This is a genomic window from Luteibacter mycovicinus, from assembly GCF_000745235.1.
GTDB lineage: Bacteria > Pseudomonadota > Gammaproteobacteria > Xanthomonadales > Rhodanobacteraceae > Luteibacter > Luteibacter mycovicinus.
In genome coordinates this window covers 768,373-786,893 of sequence record NZ_JQNL01000001.1, presented here as the reverse complement: position 1 = coordinate 786,893, position 18,521 = coordinate 768,373, and the positions used below count along the sequence as shown (strand labels likewise).

At 65.1% G+C, this 18,521-nt stretch carries 15 protein-coding genes; 11 read left to right on the top strand and 4 right to left on the bottom strand.

Annotated features, from left to right (window positions below; all coding sequences use genetic code 11):
* Positions 1 to 123 precede the first annotated feature (123 nt).
* The 4 genes from FA85_RS03565 to FA85_RS03550 all read left to right on the top strand — a co-directional run bounded on the left by FA85_RS03565 (position 124) and on the right by FA85_RS03550 (position 5,002).
* The gene (locus FA85_RS03565) at positions 124 to 1,566 is read left to right on the top strand and encodes a M20 family metallopeptidase (RefSeq protein WP_036111867.1); all 1,443 of its coding nucleotides are present in this window, start codon (positions 124 to 126) and stop codon (positions 1,564 to 1,566) included.
* Positions 1,563 to 2,285 carry a YggS family pyridoxal phosphate-dependent enzyme gene (locus FA85_RS03560; RefSeq protein WP_036111869.1) on the top strand — a complete coding sequence of 241 codons (723 nt, stop codon included), beginning with the start codon at positions 1,563 to 1,565 and terminating at the stop codon, positions 2,283 to 2,285. The genes FA85_RS03565 and FA85_RS03560 overlap by 4 nt, the downstream gene beginning before the upstream one ends.
* 267 nt (positions 2,286 to 2,552) lie before the next feature.
* On the top strand, positions 2,553 to 3,269 hold the full coding sequence (locus tag FA85_RS03555; protein WP_036111872.1) for a C40 family peptidase: 717 nt from the start codon (positions 2,553 to 2,555) through the stop codon (positions 3,267 to 3,269).
* 965 nt (positions 3,270 to 4,234) lie between these two features.
* Positions 4,235 to 5,002: a pseudouridine synthase gene (locus tag FA85_RS03550; protein WP_081907411.1), complete on the top strand. Its 768-nt coding sequence runs from the start codon at positions 4,235 to 4,237 to the stop codon at positions 5,000 to 5,002.
* Positions 5,003 to 5,063: 61 nt separating this feature from the next.
* Here FA85_RS03550 and kbl read toward each other — a convergent pair whose 3' ends face one another.
* Both kbl and tdh read right to left on the bottom strand, forming a co-directional pair.
* Positions 5,064 to 6,269 (bottom strand): glycine C-acetyltransferase, encoded by a 1,206-nt coding sequence (kbl, locus tag FA85_RS03545; RefSeq protein ID WP_197056482.1) that lies wholly within the window; start codon positions 6,267 to 6,269, stop codon positions 5,064 to 5,066.
* A complete protein-coding gene (gene tdh / locus FA85_RS03540) occupies positions 6,260 to 7,282 on the bottom strand; it encodes an L-threonine 3-dehydrogenase (protein ID WP_036117308.1) in 1,023 nt (340 codons plus the stop codon). The genes kbl and tdh overlap by 10 nt, the downstream gene beginning before the upstream one ends.
* A 170-nt stretch (positions 7,283 to 7,452) precedes the next feature.
* Between tdh and FA85_RS03535 the strand changes: the two genes are divergently transcribed.
* Both FA85_RS03535 and FA85_RS03530 read left to right on the top strand, forming a co-directional pair.
* Entirely contained in the window at positions 7,453 to 9,606 is a 2,154-nt protein-coding gene (locus FA85_RS03535) for a S46 family peptidase (protein WP_036111878.1), read from the top strand.
* Positions 9,607 to 9,689: 83 nt separating this feature from the next.
* A complete protein-coding gene (locus FA85_RS03530) occupies positions 9,690 to 11,852 on the top strand; it encodes a S46 family peptidase (RefSeq protein ID WP_036111881.1) in 2,163 nt (720 codons plus the stop codon).
* Between the two features lie 18 nt (positions 11,853 to 11,870).
* On the opposite strand, the gene FA85_RS21800 is transcribed toward FA85_RS03530, so the two are convergent.
* Positions 11,871 to 12,023: a hypothetical protein gene (locus FA85_RS21800; RefSeq protein ID WP_036111883.1), complete on the bottom strand. Its 153-nt coding sequence runs from the start codon at positions 12,021 to 12,023 to the stop codon at positions 11,871 to 11,873.
* A 509-nt stretch (positions 12,024 to 12,532) separates the two neighbouring features.
* The gene (locus tag FA85_RS03520; RefSeq protein ID WP_036111885.1) at positions 12,533 to 13,495 is read right to left on the bottom strand and encodes a hypothetical protein; all 963 of its coding nucleotides are present in this window, start codon (positions 13,493 to 13,495) and stop codon (positions 12,533 to 12,535) included.
* A gap of 80 nt (positions 13,496 to 13,575) precedes the next feature.
* On the opposite strand from FA85_RS03520, the gene miaA reads away from it, so the two are divergent.
* The 5 genes from miaA to hflC all read left to right on the top strand — a co-directional run bounded on the left by miaA (position 13,576) and on the right by hflC (position 18,480).
* Positions 13,576 to 14,556, top strand: a complete 981-nt coding sequence (gene miaA / locus FA85_RS03515; RefSeq protein WP_051943441.1) for a tRNA (adenosine(37)-N6)-dimethylallyltransferase MiaA — start codon at positions 13,576 to 13,578, stop codon at positions 14,554 to 14,556.
* Between the two features lie 90 nt (positions 14,557 to 14,646).
* Positions 14,647 to 14,907, top strand: a complete 261-nt coding sequence (hfq, locus tag FA85_RS03510; protein ID WP_036111888.1) for an RNA chaperone Hfq — start codon at positions 14,647 to 14,649, stop codon at positions 14,905 to 14,907.
* 95 nt (positions 14,908 to 15,002) lie between these two features.
* Complete coding sequence (gene hflX / locus FA85_RS03505) at positions 15,003 to 16,310, top strand: ribosome rescue GTPase HflX (RefSeq protein ID WP_036111890.1); 1,308 nt, start codon at positions 15,003 to 15,005, stop codon at positions 16,308 to 16,310.
* Between the two features lie 161 nt (positions 16,311 to 16,471).
* The gene (gene hflK / locus FA85_RS03500; protein ID WP_051943443.1) at positions 16,472 to 17,614 is read left to right on the top strand and encodes a protease modulator HflK; all 1,143 of its coding nucleotides are present in this window, start codon (positions 16,472 to 16,474) and stop codon (positions 17,612 to 17,614) included.
* Positions 17,611 to 18,480 (top strand): protease modulator HflC, encoded by an 870-nt coding sequence (gene hflC, locus FA85_RS03495; RefSeq protein WP_036111893.1) that lies wholly within the window; start codon positions 17,611 to 17,613, stop codon positions 18,478 to 18,480. The genes hflK and hflC overlap by 4 nt, the downstream gene beginning before the upstream one ends.
* The last annotated feature ends 41 nt before the right edge of the window (positions 18,481 to 18,521 follow it).

Genomic DNA, 18,521 nt, shown 5'->3' with positions numbered 1-18,521 from the left:
GCGCGGCGGCGTTGTCAGCGTGCGTCGCGCGCATCACGGCGCGACGGAGCCGGACCACGGTGTGAAGGTCACCCCTGTCGGCGCTGTTACAATCGTCCTTTGTCCCACAGAGTCGTGCCCGCCATGGATACCTCGCGCATTTCTTCCTTCGTCAGCGGCCTCTGGGACGCGGAAATCGTCCCGCAGCTGGTCGAGTACATCCGTATTCCGAACAAGTCGCCCATGTTCGATGCGCAGTGGCGCGAGCACGGGTACATGGATCAGGCCGTGACGCTGATGGAAACGTGGGCGCGCTCCAAGTTGCCGGCGTTCGAGGGTGCCACGCTCGAGGTGGTCCGCCTCGAGGGCCGTACGCCGCTGATCTACATCGACGTGCCCGCGCAGGGCGTGACCGGCAAGGGCACGGACGAGACCGTCGTGCTCTACGGCCACCTCGACAAGCAGCCGGAGATGACGGGCTGGGCCGAGGATCTCGGTCCGTGGACGCCGGTGATCAAGGGCGACAAGCTTTACGGTCGTGGCGGCGCGGATGACGGCTACGCGATCTTCGGCTCGCTGGCGGCGCTGCTGGCGCTGCGCGAGCAGGGCGTGCCGCACGCGCGCTGCGTGATCATGATCGAGGCCTGCGAAGAGTCGGGCAGCTACGATCTGCCTTACTACGTGGACCACCTGGCCGACCGCATCGGCAACCCTGCCCTCGTGGTCTGCCTCGACTCCGGTTGCGGCAACTACGACCAGCTCTGGCTGACCACGTCGCTTCGCGGCATGACCGGCGGCAACCTCACCGTGCAGGTGCTCGAAGAGGGTGTGCATTCCGGCGACGCGTCGGGCGTCGTGCCTTCCAGCTTCCGTATTTTGCGCGACATCCTGAGCCGTCTGGAGAACCCGCAGACCGGCGAGATCGTGCCGAAGGAACTGTACGTCGAGATTCCCGCGCAGCGCATCGAGCAGGCGCGTCGCTCGGCCGACGTGCTGGGCACGGACATTTACGACAAGTTCCCGTTTGTCGAAGGCATGAAGCCCACCACCAGCGATCTGACCGAGCTCGTGCTCAACCGCACCTGGCGTCCGCAGCTGGCCGTGACCGGTGTGGGCGGCATGCCGCCGCTGGACAGCGCCGGCAACGTGCTGCGCCCGAAGACCGCGGTCAAGCTCAGCCTGCGCGTACCGCCGACACTGTCGGGTGCCGAAGCCGGCAAGTTCCTCAAGGAGCTGCTTGAGAAGGATCCTCCGTACGGCGCGAAAGTCAGCTTCGCGCTCGAGAAGGACGGTAGCGGCTGGAACGCGCCAGCGCTGTCGCCGTGGCTGGAAGAGGCCGTCGCGAAGGCATCCGAGCACTACTTCGGTGCCCCGGCCGCCTACATGGGTGAGGGCGGCAGCATTCCTTTCATGGGCATGCTGGGCGAGAAATTCCCGCAGGCCCAGTTCCTCATCACCGGCGTGCTGGGGCCGCATTCCAACGCGCACGGCCCGAACGAGTTCCTGCACATCCCGACGGGCAAGCGCGTGAGCATGGTGGTGGCCGACGTCGTCGCCCGGCACTTCCAGGAAGCGTCGAAGGCATGACCGCTGGTGCCGGTACGACCGCAGGTGCCGATACGCTCGCCGGTCGCCTCGCGATCGTTCGGGGTCGGATCGCCGCGGCCTGCGTCAGCGAGGGGCGCGATCCCTCCGAAGTGACGTTGTTACCGGTCAGCAAGACCTTCGGCAGTGACGTGGTCCGTGAGGCCGTCGGCCTCGGCCTGCGGCGTTTCGGCGAGAACAAGGTGCAGGAGATTCAGGCCAAGGCCGCCGATCTGGCGGCCGAGGCGCTGGACTGGGTGGTCATCGGGCACCTGCAGACGAACAAGGCCAGGCCCGTTGCCCGGCTCGCGTCCGAGGTCCAGTCGCTGGACCGCCTGGACCTGGCCGTCGCGCTGGACAAGGCGCTGCAGGCCGAAGGCAGGGCGATCGATGTCCTCATCCAGGTCAAGACCTCCCGCGAGGACAGCAAGTTCGGGCTCGCCCCGGACATGCTTCCCGCGTTCCTCGATCAGCTCCGTGCGTTCTCGTCGCTGCGGGTGCGTGGGTTGATGACGCTGGCTGAGGCATCCGAAGACGAGGCCATCGTCCGCGGCTGCTTCCGGACCCTGTATCAATGTCGTAACACCGCCCGCGAGGCCGGCTACACGGTCGATCGCCTGTCGATGGGCATGAGCGGTGACTTCGCCCTGGCCATCGCCGAGGGCAGCACCGAGGTGAGGGTAGGCAGCGCCTTGTTTGGCGCCAGGGCGTACAACGCCTGACGTGACCGGATGCACGTTTTCGGCTCCCCGCCGCCCGCGAGGGGCCGTCCGGGCCATCACATATGTGAATCCAAGTGCTTATATCGGTTCAGGTTTCTGGCCTGTTTTCCGCGCTTTCCTGCGACTTGTATGAATGTTTCCTAGGACAGGCGTTTTTTAACTTTATGCCAACAACTAGGGCGAGGGGGTTTGGTAACTTCACCACTCGTTCACGGTCGTCTCACCTTCACGGCGGCTTAACTTCACGATGAATAGGCCTTCTCGCTCATGCATTTAAAGCGACTGACCGCTCTCGCGTTAGCCTCCTGCTGTTTCGCTGTTGTCACACCCGTTATCGCCGACACGGTCACCGCTCCACAGGGTCTTGACCAGTCCGCGACGCTTCTTCTCACTGATCTTCCGGTCTTCGCCCCAGCGAATGCCCTGGCCCAGTCGGCCATCCCTGACGTCGCTTCCCTGGTTGCCCCCAAGGCGCCGGTTGCCGCCGCCAAGGTTGCCGCTCCGGCCGCCAGCGACGACGACACACTGGGTGACGATGACGACGACAGCCTCGTCGCCGCCGCCACCGACAAGCTGGCCGGTCACGTCGACGGTCATGCCCGCGAGGCCCTCCTGGCCTTCGCCATGAAGCTCCGCGATATCCGTTACCACCGCGGTGGCCGCGCCCCGTCCACCGGCTTCGACTGCAGCGGTTTTGTCCGCTACGTCTTCTCGCACAGCATCGGCCTCGACCTCCCGACCAACTCGGCCAGCCAGTTCCTCGCCGGCCTGAAGGTCAAGCGCAACGAGATGAAGACGGGTGACCTGGTCTTCTTCCGCACCCGCGGCAAGGCCATCTCGCACGTCGGCATCTATATCGACAACGGCCAGTTCATCCATTCTCCGTCGGCAGGCAAGACGGTGCGCGTGGATAACCTCAACGAGGCTTACTGGTCCAAGCACTTCGCCGGCGCCAAGCGCCCCGAAGGTATCGCGAAGATCTGACGGGAACCCTTCAACGTATTTTCCGAAACGGCATGCTCCGGCATGCCGTTTTTTTTGCGTTTTTTGGGGAGGTGTCGGGCTCGGCTTCGCCGTCGCTTTCGCCTTGTCGCGGCGTGTCGTGTGCGTTCGAGAGCCGGCGGGGGTGACCCTCGAGGCCACGCCTTCGGCGACCCCTCAGGGAAAGGCCGCTACCGCGGCCGTGTATCAATGGCCTTCGGCCGGGTCGGGCTTCGCCTGGGGGTTTTCGAGTCGGCTGTCCCTGCCTCCCCGAAAACGGCCGGTCATCCCTGACCGGCCCCGCCTGCGCGGCCTTGTCCAGTCGAAGCCCTCGCCTGCGGCTACCGGCCTCGAGGGTCACCCCCGCCGTCTCTTCCGTGCACTGAGGTGGGGTGGTGGTCGAGCGGGGCGCGGCTTCTTCGCTTCGTTGGCTTTTCGCGCGCAGGGCGCGCTCCTACAGGCCGCCATGTATCCCACCATTGCGGTCGCCGTGCGGTAGGAGCGAACCCTGTTCGCGAACCCTCACCCCGGCTAAGGCGAACGAGGCCATCCGAAACAGGTAGGCGAGCGGTCCCAGCCACGAAGCGAGCCGCGGCTCGACCCCACGCTGCCTCAGTCCCCCAAAGAGCCGGCGGGTGCCACCCTCGCGTCCGGTAGCCGCAGGCGAGGGCTCCGACTGGAAGAGGCCCGCAGGGGGCCGGTCAGGGATGACCGGCCGTTTTCGGGGAGGCAGGGACAGCCGACTCGAAAACCCCCAGTCGGAGCCCGACCCGGCCGAAGGCCATTGAAATACGGCCGCGGAGCGGCCCTTCCCTGAGGGGTCGCCGCAGGCGTGGACGCGAGGGTGGCACCCGCCGGCTCTTCAACGCGCCACGACACGCCGCGACAAAGCCAAGGTGCGATGGCGCAAGCCGAGCCCCCCAAGGACATCCTCCCGCCAGAAGAACCGCTTCCACTATCCTAGACATATGCCTCGCCCTCCTGTCAGAACGCCGACGCCGCTGCGCGCCAGACGGCCATCTCAGCCCACCTTCGGGGTCGCGCGCGTGTTGTCCAAACGCGGTGTCTGCTCGCGTAGCCAGGCGGAAAAGGCCGCGCGCGAGGGGCGGGTCAAAGTGGATGGAAAGATCGTGCGCGATCCCGAATTCCGGATCACGGGGAGCGAGCGGATCGAGCTGGATGGTGCGGGGGCGGTCGCCGCCGCGCCCGTGTATCTCGTCATGAACAAGCCCCGAGGCGTGGTGGTCTCCGCGTCCGACGATCGCGGGCGGGATACGGTCTATGGGCTGCTCGAAGGTGCCGGGTTGCCCTGGGTCGGGCCGGTGGGTCGGCTCGACAAAGCGAGCGAAGGCTTGCTGCTTCTGTCGAACGACACCGTCTGGGCGGCTGGTATCACCGAGCCGGCGACGCACGTGCCGAAGACCTATCACGTGCAGGTGGCGGGACAACCGGACGCGTCGACCATCGCGGCGATGCTCGGCGGCGTCATCGATGAAGGCGAGCCGCTGCGTGCGGGTGCGGCGGCGTTGTTGCGGCAGGGCGAGAAGACGGCCTGGCTCGAGGTCACGCTCGACGAGGGACGCAACCGGCATATCCGCCGGTTGATGGCGGCGCTGGGGTTCGAGGTGCAGCGACTGGTGCGGGTGGCGATCGGTGACTTGCCCCTTGGCGAACTGGCCAAGGGGCAGTGGCGGCATTTGAGTGAGGCTGAGGTGTCCAGCCTGCGGAGGCGGTGAGGCCAGGTGAGGCCAGTGCCCGTCGTTAGCGGGCTGGCTCTCACCGGTGTGAGGAAGACCCTCAGCCCTTCAACACGCCCAGCTTCTTTCCCACCCGGGTGAACGCCGCAATCGCGTGATCCAGGTGTTCCCGTGTATGCGCCGCACTCATCTGAGTGCGGATACGTGCTTTGCCCTGCGGTACGACGGGGAAGAAGAAGCCCGTGACGTAGATGCCTTCCTCCAGCAACTCGGTAGCCATGGCCTGCGCCTGCTTCGCGTCGTAAATCATCACCGGCACGATCGGATGCTGACCCGGACGGATGTCGAAACCGGCGTCGGTCATCTTCTCGCGGAAATAGCGGGTGTTTTCCTTCACCTTCTCGCGCAGGTCGCCGGCGGCATCCAGCATGTCGAAGACCTTGGTACCGGCGGCGACGACGTGCGGTGGCAACGAGTTGGAGAACAGGTACGGGCGCGAGCGCTGGCGCAGCAGTTCGATGACTTCACGGCGGCCGGTGGTGAAACCGCCCAGGGCGCCACCGAGTGCCTTGCCCAGCGTGCCGGTGATGATGTCGATCTTGTCGAGCACGCCGTGCAGTTCGGCCGAGCCGCGGCCGGTATCGCCCAGGAAGCCGGTGCAGTGGCACTCGTCGATGTGGACCAGCGCGTCGTACTTCTTCGCCAGCGCGGTGATCTCGGCCAGCGGGGCGACGAAGCCGTCCATCGAAAACGCGCCGTCGGTGGTGATCAGCTTGGTGCGTGCGCCCGCCGCATCGGCGGCCTGCAGCTGGGCTTCGAGATCGGCCATGTCACAGTTGGCGTAGCGGAAACGCTTTGCCTTGCACAGGCGGATGCCATCGATGATCGAGGCGTGGTTAAGCGAGTCGGAAATGACCGCGTCTTCCTCGCCCAGCAGCGGCTCGAACAGACCGCCGTTGGCGTCGAAGCAGGCGGCATACAGGATCGTGTCCTCCTTGCCGAAGAACGTGGCGATCTTCGCCTCCAGCTCCTTGTGCAGATCCTGCGTGCCGCAGATGAAGCGCACACTGGCCATGCCGAAGCCGTGCGTGTCGAGCGCGTCCTTGGCCGCCTGGATCACGTCGGGGTGATCGGCGAGGCCGAGGTAGTTGTTCGCACAGAAATTGAGGACCTTGCGGCCACCTTCCAGTTCGATCTCGGCCGACTGCGGCGAGACGATGATGCGCTCCTTCTTGAACAGACCCTGTTCGCGGATGGCGTCGAGCTCGCTGGCGAAACGGGTCTGGCCGGGGTAGGTCACGTCCATGAGCAGACCACCTTGCCGCAGTGACCGGCGCCCATCAGGTCGAAGCCCTTCTGGAAATCGTCGATCGCGATCTGATGCGTCAGCACCTTCTGCAACGGGAAGCCCGTGAGCACCATCTGGGTCATCTTGTACCAGGTCTCGTACATCTTCCGGCCGTAGATGCCCTGCAGGGTGAGCCCCTTGAAGATGACCTTGTCCCAGTCGATCCCGGCGCCACGCGGCATGATGCCGAGCATGGCGATCTTGCCGCCGTGGTACATGCAGTCGAGCATGTCGCCGAAGGCGCGGGGGTTGCCGCTCATCTCCAGACCTACGTCGAAGCCTTCGATGTGCAGGTCCTTCACGGTGTCCTTGAGCGACTGCTTGGACACGTTGACCACGCGCGTGGCGCCCATGTCGGCGGCGAGCTTCAGGCGGTAGTCGTTGACATCGGTGACGACCACGTTGCGCGCACCGACGTGCTTGGCGATGCCTGCGGCGATGATGCCGATCGGACCGGCGCCGGTGATCAGGACATCTTCACCGATCAGGTCGAACTCGAGTGCGCAGTGCGCGGCGTTGCCATACGGGTCGAAGAAAGCGGCCAGCTCGGACGGAATCTGGTCCGGGATCGGCCACAGGTTGGACGCCGGCATGGTCATGTATTCGGCGAAGGCACCGTTGCGGTTCACGCCGATGCCCGTGGTGTTCGGGCACAGGTGCTGACGGCCGGCGCGACAGTTGCGGCAATGGCCGCAGACGATGTGGCCTTCGGCCGAGACGCGATCGCCGATGTTGTAGCCGGTGACGCCCGGGCCGATCTCGGCGATGCGACCGACGAACTCGTGGCCGATGGTGAGGCCAGGCGTGATGGTGCGCTGGGACCACTCGTCCCACTTGTAGATGTGCAGGTCCGTTCCGCAGATGGCTGTCTTTTCGATCTTGATCAGGACTTCGTTCGGGCCGACCTGCGGCACCGGCACTTCTTCCATCCAGATGCCTTGCTCGGGCTTGCGCTTCACGAGCGCTTTCATCGTCTGCTGCATGGGCTCAAAGGTTCCGTGCGGGGAAGGTCCGGGGCTGGACCCAAACCGCCATTATAGGCCCGTCCATCCCCCGTTCGTGATGCGGCGCGGCATTGCCAGCGAGGGCCCGGGGCCTCTATGGTCGGGACCGCTTTGCAAGACCGACAGGGGCAACGAAAATGCGAATCCGATCGATGATGCTGGGAGCCGCCATGGCGCTGGCGCTGGATGCGAAGGCCGACGAAGGCATGTGGCTGCCGTCGCAGCTGCCTTCGATTGCGAAGAATCTCAAGGATGCCGGCTTCCGGGGCGATCCGAAGGATCTGGCCGACCTGACGAAAGCCCCCCTGAATGCGGTCGTCCGCATTGGCGGTGGCACGGGCTCGTTCGTGTCATCCGATGGTCTCGTCGTGACCAATCACCACGTTGCCTTCGGTGTCATCCAGTACAACACCCGGCCGGACCGCGATCTCATCAACGAGGGCTTCGTGGCGCCGGACCGCGCTGGCGAGCTGCCGGCCAACCCGGATTACCGCCTGCGCGTGACCGTAGGTTTCGACAAGGTCACCGACCGCATCCTGGCGGACGCGAGAGGCAAGACGGGAAGGGCTTACTACGATGCCGTCGATGCGGCGAGCAAGGCACTGGTCGCGGAGTGCGAGAAGGAGCCCGGCATCCGGTGCAGTGTCGCCAACATGTTCTACGGTCGCGACTTCTACCTGGTGCGTCAGCTGGAACTGCGCGACATCCGTCTGGTGTATGCACCGCCCCGGGCGATCGGTAACTACGGCGACGAGATCGACAACTTCGTCTGGCCGCGCCACGCGGGTGACTTCACCATCCTTCGCGCCTATGTCGGCAAGGACGGCAAGCCGGCCGACTTCTCGCCGGACAACGTGCCCTATCACCCGCCGTCGCATCTGAAGCTGGCGACGGAAGGCGTGGCCGAGGGCGACTTCGTCATGTTGGCCGGTTACCCGGGCACCACCTACCGTCATCGCACGGCGGCGGAGTTCGCCGACCAGATCGAGTGGCGCCTGCCGACGTCGGTCGCCGTGCTCAAGGGCTTGCAGGATGTGATCGAGGCCCAGGGCAAGGCGGACAAGGAAGCCGGCATCCGCTACGCCTCGCAGCTGCAGTCGCTCAAAAACAACATCAAACGGTTCAGCGGTGAGCTGGAAGGTCTGAAGCGCAGCGACGCCGTGGCGGTTCGCCGTGAGGACGAGGCGGCAATGCTGGCGTGGCTGGCGACCCAGTCCGACGCCGCTGCGCTCAAACCGTCGATCGATCAGGCCATGGCACTGATCGCGCAGGGCAAGGACGTGCGCGACCGCGACCTGCTCGTGGGCCTCCTGACGTCGCAGACCCAGCTGATGCGCGGCGCACTGTCGATCGATCGTCTGTCGGTGGAACGCCTGAAGGCCGACGCCGAGCGCGAATCCGGCTACCAGAAACGTGACGAGGAACTGATCCAGAGTCAGCTGAAACAGATTCAGCGCCGCTACGACCCGCGCGTGGAGAAAGCGCTGGTGACCTCGGTGCTCACGCGCTACCAGCAGTTGCCGGACGCGCAGCGTCTGCCGGAAGTCGACAAGGTGTTCGGTCGTACACCGGCCGAGCTGACCAGGGCGCTCGACGGCATCTACGGCGCGACGACGTTCGCCGACGAGGCGGAACGCACGCGTCTGTTCGCCGCCGCGCCTGCCGACGTTGCGAAAAGCAACGACGCCCTGCTGGTCGCCGCCCGCACGCTTCGGCCTGCGCTGCTGCGCATCGAGGAAGAAAAGAAGGCGCGGGAAGGCGATCTCCTTCGCCTGCGCCCGGCTTACATGCAGGCGCTGATCGCTTACCGCGAAAAGCAGGGTAAGGCGGTCTATCCCGACGCGAACTCGACGCTGCGTGTCAGCTACGGCAAGGTCACGCCACTGGCCGCACGCGACGCGGTCAGCTACGCGCCGCTGACCACGGTGCAGGGCATCGTCGAGAAGAACACGGGGGCGTTCCCGTTCGACGCGCCCGTACCGCTGATCGATGCGATCCACAAGGGCGACTTCGCGGGCTACACCGATGCGAAGACCGGCGCGATGCCGGTCGACTTCCTCAGCAACCTGGATACGACCGGCGGTAACTCGGGCTCGCCGGTGCTTAACGCCAGGGGCGAACTCGTCGGCCTCAACTTCGACAGCAACTGGGAGGCCGTCAGCGCCAGCTGGATGTACGACCCCCGCTACAAGCGGGCCATCCATGTGGACATGCGCTACATGCGCTGGCTGATGGACAAGGTCTATCCGTCGCACGCCCTGCTGCGTGAACTCGGCGTTCCCGCAAAGTAAGGCGTTCCATGACCTCCGGCACATACCGCCGGAGGTCGCCTCGGTCATTGTTACTTTATAACATCTTCAGGGAGCATCACCTCATGCGTCGTCTCGCCCTTGCTGCCGCCCTCGCGGCCGGTCTCGTCCCCGCCGCTCACGCCGTCGAAGGCATGTGGCAGCCGGCCCAGCTGCCGAAGATCGCAGGCACCCTCAAGCAGCACGGGCTCAAGCTCGATCCGGCCTCGCTGACGGATCTGACCGCTTATCCGATGGGCGCCATCGTCAGTCTCGGCGGCTGCACGGCGTCATTCGTGTCGACGGACGGCCTGGTCGTGACCAACCACCACTGTGGTTACGGCGCGCTCCAGTACAACTCGACCAAGGACAAGAACCTCATCGAGCAGGGCTTCCTGGCGAAGAACTTCGGCGAAGAGCTGCCGGGCTCGCCCGACATGCGCGTCTTCGTCACCGAGGAGATCCGGGATGTCACGAAGGACGTCACCGGCAAGCTGACGGCGACGATGACGGGCCAGCAGCGCTACGACGCGATCGACCGCGCGAAGAAGGAGCTGGTGAAGGCGTGCGAGACCGACGGCTACCGCTGCGACGTCTACACCTTCCACGGCGGCTACAGCTATCAGCTGATCCGACAGCTCGAGATCAAGGACGTACGTCTGGTCTATGCCCCGCCCGAGTCCATCGGCAAGTTCGGCGGTGACGTCGACAACTGGATGTGGCCGCGCCACACCGGCGACTTCAGCTACCTGCGTGCGTATGTGTCGAAGGACGGTAAGTCGGCCACGTATTCGAAGGACAACGTGCCGTATCACCCGAAGCACGTGATCAAGGTGAATCCGCAGGGTGTGGAGGAGGGCGACTACGTGATGGTCGTCGGCTACCCGGGTCGTACCAACCGTTATCGGCTGGCCCAGGAGGTGCAGAGTGCCATCGACTGGAGCTACCCGACGCAGATCAAGCTTTATCAGGAGCAGCTCGACACGATCGCCACCAACGGCAAGCGCGATCCCGAGGTCACGGTGAAGTACGCCAGTCTCGTCGCAGGCCTCAACAACTATCTGAAGAACTTCGGTGGCCAGCTCGAAGGGCTGCGTCGTGCGGACGCGGTAGCGGTGAAGCAGAAGCAGGAAGCCGATCTCACCGCCTGGCTCGCAAAGCAGGGCGGCGCGGAAAATCAGGCGCTCGCCGGAGACATCGCCCAGCTCAAAGCAAAGCTCGCCGAATACCAGGCCACGCGCGAGCGCGATCTCGACCTGATGCTGATCCAGCGGACACAGCTGTTTTCCGCAGGCGTGCGTCTTGCGCGCCTCGCCGAGGAGCGCGCCAAGCCGGACATGGAGCGTGAGACCGGCTTCCAGCAGCGTGACGAGGTGCGTATCGAAGGCGCGCTGAAGCAGATGGAGCGTCGCTACGACGCGCAGACCGATCAGGATCTGCTGACGAACGCCCTCGTCCGTTATGCCGCGCTGCCGAAGGATCAGCATCTCGCCGGTCTCGACACCTGGCTCGCTGGCGCGAACACGCGACCGGCCATCCAGGCGAAGGTCGCTTCGCTCTACAAGGGCAGCAAGCTGGGCGACACCGCAGAGCGGATGAAATGGTTCAAGGCCGATGCGAAGGCCGTCGCCGCCAGCGACGACAGCATGCTCAAGCTGGCGCATGCCCTGCTGCCGGAACTGAAGGCGAATCAGGATCAGGACGATGCCCGCGACGGTGAACTGGCGAAGCTTCGTCCGCGCTACATGCAGGCGATCATCGCGTGGAAGGAATCGCAGGGCCTGCCGGTGTATCCCGATGCCAACAGCTCGCTTCGCGTCACCTTCGGCAATGTGCAGGGCGTCGCGCCGCGCGACGGCGTGAGCTACGCGCCGTTCACCACCGCCGAGGGCATCGTGCAGAAGGATACGGGTATCGAGCCGTTCAATGCGCCCAAGGCTGAGACCGACGCGATCAGGGCAAAGGCCTACGACGGCTACGCGTCGAAGAAGCTGGGTACGTTGCCAGTCGACTTTCTCGCCGATCTCGACATCACCGGTGGCAATTCGGGTTCACCGGCACTGGATGCGAAGGGCCAGCTCGTGGGCCTCGCGTTCGACGGTAACTGGGAGTCGGTGAGTGGCGACTGGCTGTTCAACCCGAAACTCAATCGCTCCATCCAGGTGGATGTGCGCTACATGCTGTGGGTAATGCATCACCTGGACCATGCCGACAATCTGCTCAAGGAGATGGGCGTGCCGGCGAAGTGACGTCGGCGGTTCGTCGCTTCAGGCGAGAAGCTTCAGCAGGCCGAGAGCCGCTGCGAAAACACCCGCCGCTGTAACGAAGGGATACCACCTTGCCTCAGCGTCGATCTTCGCGGTCTCGGCCATGAGCTTGCCGATCTCGGCGCGGACTTTTTCCAGCTCGTCGGGTGACATGCTTCCGGTCTCGGCTTTCTTTGGGGACGGGGGCGGCATGGGTTGTCCACAGGGTATGTGGATACGGGTTGCATAACCGTGTGGATAAGTCGGCATATCGCTTTGCCGACAAACACTTCGGTTTGTCTGATCACTTAATGATCAGCGCGGTGCTCAGTGCTCCACCAGAGTCCATGCTGCTTTTTCGTCTGAGGTGCTGATGCCCGGTTGAAGAGCCTAGCCGACCCTGCGAAGAAAGCCAGGTCGGTTGTTCCCGATTCTCAATGCGGTCTTATCCACACCCTGTGTGGATACCGACTGCATAACCGTGTGGACAAGTCCGATTCAGGCTTACATAGCAACGACTTGGGTTGTACTGGTCAATCGTTGCTCACCGCCGAGCGGGCGTGAGTCACGATATCCACAGGCCATGTGGATACCGTTTGCATAAGCCTGTGGACAAGTTTGCAGATCCCTTGCGCATCATGCTCTTGCGTTGAGCTGGTCAACGGGTGACCACGGCGGTCGCGTCACCGCACCGGACGACACGCGTCGATGCAGGTCAGATACGCCTTGTGCCGTGCGTAATCGATCGTCATGCGGAAGGACCGAAGGAGATTGGCGCCCGCCGCGCCGAAAACCGTCCCATCCATATAAGAAGACATCGTGTCGACGAAACTCTTGTCCGGCCGCTCGGTGAACCAGACAGGTCCGACGGACCAGCCGCCGACGGCGACGGCAGGTACCTGGATCGCGCGTGTCGCCTTCGCCGCACCGAGCAGATCATCGGCCTGATCGACGAGCTTCCAGTCGGGATGCTTCTCGTGCCATCGGTTCATGACGCTGGTGGTCACGTAGCTGGTGACGCCGTAGCCCTCGACGACCGGCGTGGCCATGGCGTGCTGGCCTGCGACCGTCGGATGCGCGGTGGCACCGGTGTCGAGCAGTACATCGAGAGCTTGCCCGTCGATGGTCAGTGTGATCCGTGGGAACGGGCTTCCGAGCTTGCCCTTGCGATTGACGAGAAAGCCGAGCGGCACGGTATGAGCGGATGCATCCGAGCGCCAGCCGGCGTCCTCGAAGACGAGGCGCTTGCCCGGATAGTCGAAGGTCACGATGAAATCGGAGAGATACCAGCCGCTGAGCATGCCGTTCTCGACCGAGCTGCGCGGCCAGTCGACGTTGCTTGCCATGCCGCAGTTTCTTGGAGACCGCGGCAGCGCCTTGCCTGGCGCAAAGGCGGGCGTGACGAACGTCCTGTCACCCTCGCAGGACGATTCGACGAGGCCCATGGCGCGTCCGGCATCGCCGTAGACCAGCCAGCTCCTGCCGCCGCCCCCTGTGTCCACGACGAGCTTCAGTGCATGGCCGGCAGTGTCGGCGGGCGTGGCGAAGAAATGTCCTGCCTCGTAGACCGTGGGCACAACCGTCGCGGCATCCGCCGCAGTGATAACCCCCATCATGGCGGCAAGCGCCAGCGCAACACGCAACATGCTCCCGTTCTCCCTTTGAGTGCCCGCCGATCTTACCGGCTGCGGTACCCTTGCGATCGTTTGCTTCGTCGTACCCTGGCATGACCCTCGATCACCGTCCTCTCGCCGTTTTTCTGATGGGCCCGACCGCCTCGGGCAAGACGGCGCTTGCCTGTTCGCTGGCCGACCGCTACCCGATGGGCCTGATCAGCGTCGATTCGGCCCTCGTCTACCGCGGGCTGGATATCGGTTCGGCGAAACCCGACGCGGCGACGCTGGCGCGTTACCCGCACGAGCTCGTCGACATTCGCGATCCGGCTCAGCCGTATTCCGCGGCAGACTTTCGCTCCGACGCCCTGGCGGCGATGGACCGGGTGCGAAAGGCGGGCAGGGTGCCGCTGCTCGTCGGCGGCACGGGCCTTTACTTCCGGGCGCTGCAGCAGGGGCTGTCGGATCTCCCCGAGGCCGATCCGGCCGTGCGGGAGCGGATCGGCGCCGAGGCGGCGCGGGTCGGCTGGGCCACCATGCACGAGCGGATGGCCGAACGCGACCCGGTGGCCGGTGCACGTATCCGGCCGGGCGATGCCCAGCGCGTCCAGCGCGCCCTCGAGGTCATGGAGCTGACCGGCCGGACACTCACCGAGCTCCAGCAGGGCGGTAGCCGCGAGCCGTTTCCCTGGCGGGTGCTCAAGCTGGCGTTGCTGCCGGATGACCGCAAGCTGCTTCACGAGCGGATAGCCGCCCGCTTCGACACCATGATCGCCGGTGGTTTTCTCGATGAAGTGAAGCGGCTCCGCGCCCGCGGCGACCTGCATGCCGAGCTTCCGGCCATCCGTGCGGTGGGTTACCGCCAGGCCTGGGAGTACCTCGATGGTCAGGGAGACGCCACGAACTTCCGTGACCGTGGTATCTATGCAACGCGGCAACTCGCCAAGCGCCAGATCACCTGGTTGCGCGGCGAGCTCGACGCACGCACGTTCGACCCGGACCGGGGGGATCCGCTGCCGGGGGCCGACGTGGCACTTCAGCAGTTCCTGGGGATGCCGCGGGCTTCACGCACGGCGCTTCCAGCCGGTATTTAAAAGCAGTTAAGATTCAAATCACTTGGACCGGGGCGCCGTCAGGCGTTCTTTTTACCCGGTCCCGTACGAAGGCGTAGGGGAGAAGAAGAAATGTCCAAAGGGCAATCGTTGCAGGATCCGTTTCTCAATGCGCTTCGTCGCGAACGCGTGCCGGTCGCCATCTATCTGGTGAACGGCATCAAGCTGCAGGGCACGATCGAGTCGTTCGATCAGTTCGTGGTGCTGCTGCGCAATCAGGTGAGCCAGATGGTGTACAAGCACGCCATCTCTACGGTCGTGCCCAGCCGCAACGTGCGGGTCGGTGGCCACGAGAACCACGCGGAAGCCGGTGCGGGCGACGTCGAGGGTTGAGGGGCCCCCGTCGGCGACCCATATGTAAAAGAGCGGGTGCGCGTATCCTTGGGGTACGCGCACCCCTTCCTTTTTTGATGAGGTCATCCCCCTAAGTGTTCGACAGGCAAAAGAAAGGCGATCGCGCGGTGCTGGTGCTGCCGCATTCCCGCGGCGAAGGCGACGCCATTCGTCGCGGCGAGGAATTCGCCGAGCTGGTGGCTTCCGCCGGTGCCGAGGTCCTTGCGACCATCTCCGCCCGCGTAGAGAAGCCCAACCCCCGTTTCTATATCGGTACCGGTAAGGCCGAAGAGGTCGCCGAAGCCGTGCGCGCGCTGGAGGCGGACGTGGTCCTCGTCGACCACGAGCTGACCCCGGTGCAGGAGCGCAACCTCGAAAAGCAGCTGCAGACCCGCGTGGTCGACCGCGCCGGCCTGATCCTGGACATCTTCGCCCAGCGTGCCCGCTCCCACGAAGGCAAGCTCGAGGTCGAGCTGGCTCAACTCAAGCATCTGGCGACCCGGCTGGTCCGGGGCTGGACCCATCTTGACGCCCAGCGTGGCGGTGCCATCGGCAACCGCGGCCCGGGTGAAACCCAGCTCGAGACCGATCGCCGGCTGCTGGCCGAGCGCGTGAAGATGCTGAGCAAGCGGCTCGAGAAAGTAGGGACCCAGCGCGACCAGCAGCGCCGCTCGCGGCTGCGAAATACGGTGCCCCGGGTCGCCCTGGTGGGCTATACCAACGCCGGCAAATCCACGCTGTTCAACACGCTGACCACCGGGGGCGTCTACGCGGCGGATCAGCTGTTCGCCACGCTGGACCCCACGGTGCGCAAGATCGACGGCCTCGCGTGCGGGCCCGCGGTGATCGCCGACACGGTGGGTTTCATCCGCGAGCTCCCGCATGACCTCGTGGCGGCTTTCCGCGCCACGCTGGCCGAGGCGCGCGACGCCGACCTGCTCATTCACCTCAGCGACGCCGCGGACGAAGAGCGCGAGCTGCTCCGTCGCGTCGTCGACGAGGTGCTGGACGAGATCGGGGCGGGGGATGTGCCCCAGCTCTCGGTGATGAACAAGGTCGACCTGATCGACGTCGAGCCACGGGTGGATCGCGGGGACGACGGCAAGCCGCGTCAGGTCTGGCTCTCCGCCGCCACGGGACAGGGTATCGAAGGGCTGCGCGAGGCGTTGGGCGAACTGCTCGGCGGCGACCGGATCCGCACGGGTCTTGAGCTTCCGCTCACGGCGGGCCGGCTGCATGCCCGCCTCAAGGCGGCGGGCGCGATTGCCGGCGAGGCCATCGACGAGCATGGCTGGCATCTGGATATCGACGCGCCGCGATCCGTTCTGGCGCCGTTGCTGGGCGACGATGTGCATGCCGGGCCGCTCCGCGAGCTGATCGATCCGCCGCATCCCGCGTTCTGAGCGAGCACCCGCCTTACCCTATCTGATAGAATTCACGTCGTTTGCGTGCCCGATCGGCATGGCGACGGGCCTTCGCGTGCCCGGCGCCGCTTCCCCGCCGCCCGGGCCACCTCATGGCTTGCCAGCCGCCCACCCTCGGTCCCCGAAGGAGACTGTCGCCCATGGCTTGGAACGAACCCGGTAACGGCCAGAAGGATCCCTGGAACCGCAACCGGTCGAGCGGGCGGAAGCCCGATCTCGACGGTGCGCTGAAGAGCCTGAAGGCACGCTTTGGCAAGTTCGGCGCCGGCAGCGGCGGCATAACCGCCATCGTGCTGGTGTTCATCGTGGCCTGGCTGCTGGTCAGCAGCTATACCGTCATCGATGCGCGTCAGGTCGGCGTGGTGCTGCGCTTCGGCCAGTTCTCGCGCATTCTGCCGCCCGGCTTTCATCTGAAGGCGCCCAGCCCGGTCGAGACGGTGACCAAGGTCGAGACGACCCAGATCCGCTCGGTCTCGGACAACGTGTCGATGCTGACGCGGGACGAGAACATCATCGCGATCGACTTCAACGTGCAGTATCAGGTCTCCGATGCGCGCAAGTTCCTGTATTCGAACGCGGATCGCGAAGAAAACACCATCCACAACGCGGCCGAGGCGGCCGTGCGTTCCGTGGTCGGCGCCAACATCATGGATAACATCCTGACCACGCCGGGCGTCGACACGCCGGCGCCGGATCAGGCGCCGGCCGCCGGTGTCGCGCCCGCCGCGAAGGAAACCCTGCAGCAGCAGACCCGCGACATCCTCCAGGCCACGCTCGACAAGTACGACGCCGGCATCCTGGTGACGGGGGTCAGCTTCCAGAACGTTTCGCCGCCCAAGGAAGTGAAGGACGCCTTCGACGACGTCAACGCCGCGCGCGAAGACAAGCAGAGCGAAGAGAACAACGCCCGCGCCTACGAGAGCCGCGTCGTGCCACTGGCCCGTGGCGACGCCGGTCGTATCTCGGCCGTCGCGGAAGGCGATCGCGTGGAGCGCATCGCACGCGCCAACGGCGAGGCCGAGCGCTTCAATCTGTTGCTCAAGGAATACCGCGCCGCTCCCGAAGTGACGCGCCGCCGCCTGTGGCTGGAAACGGTCGAAGAGGTCATGGCCGGCAATCCCAAGATCGTCGACGGCAGCAACGGCAAGAACATCATCCAGTTGCCGGTGGAAGCGCCGAACAGCTCGATTCGCAACGTACCCGGTGTCGGTACCGTCGTGCAGTCGGCCACCACCGACGCCAACCCGACGCCGAACCAGCCGCAGCAGGGGAGCGCCCAGTGAAGATCGTTTCCGGCCTCATCGTCGTCCTCATCGTCCTGCTGGGCTTCAACAGCGCCTTTGTCGTCAGGGAAGGCGAAAACGCCTTGCTGTTGCAGTTCGGCCGTATCGTCCGCGCGGATTACCAGCCGGGTCTGCACTTCAAGATTCCCGTCGTGCAGCAGGTCATGCGTTTCGATAACCGCATCCTAGGGCTCGATGCCCAGCCCGAGCGTTATTTCACGCTCGAGAAGAAGAGCGTCAACGTCGACTTCTACGTGAAGTGGCGTATCGCCGATAACGCGGCGTATTACCGCGCCACGTCGGGCGACGACACCCAGGCGATCCAGCGCCTCACGCCCATCGTCAAGGACGCCCTGCGTCACGAGTTCAACTCGCGCAAGCTGGAAGACCTGATCGCCGGCGGCCGTGAAGACATCACCGGCCAGGTGCGTAAGGACACCGACGCCGCCGCACGCCAGAACCTCGGCATTTCGGTGGTCGACGTACGCATCAAGCGCATCGACCTTCCCGACGAAGTCAGTGGCTCGGTCTACAAGCGTATGCGCGCCGAGCGCCTGCAGCTGGCCAACGAGCTCCGTTATACCGGCCAGGAAAGCGCGGCGAAGATCCGCGCCGACGCCGACCGTCAGAAGTCGGTGCTGGTGGCCGATGCGGAGCGTGACGCGACCAAGGTCAAGGGTGATGGCGACGCTCAGGCAGCCGCCATCTACGCCCAGGCGTACAGCCAGGATCCCGAGTTCTTCGCTTTCTATCGCAGCCTGGCGGCTTATCGTAAGTCGTTCGCCGATGGCAAGGGCGTGCTCGTCCTCAAGCCCGATTCCGAATTCCTGCGCTATCTCAACGACGGCCCCGGCCGTCAGCGCTGATCCCTATACACATCGCCCATCCGGGCAACGTCACTTAGAGA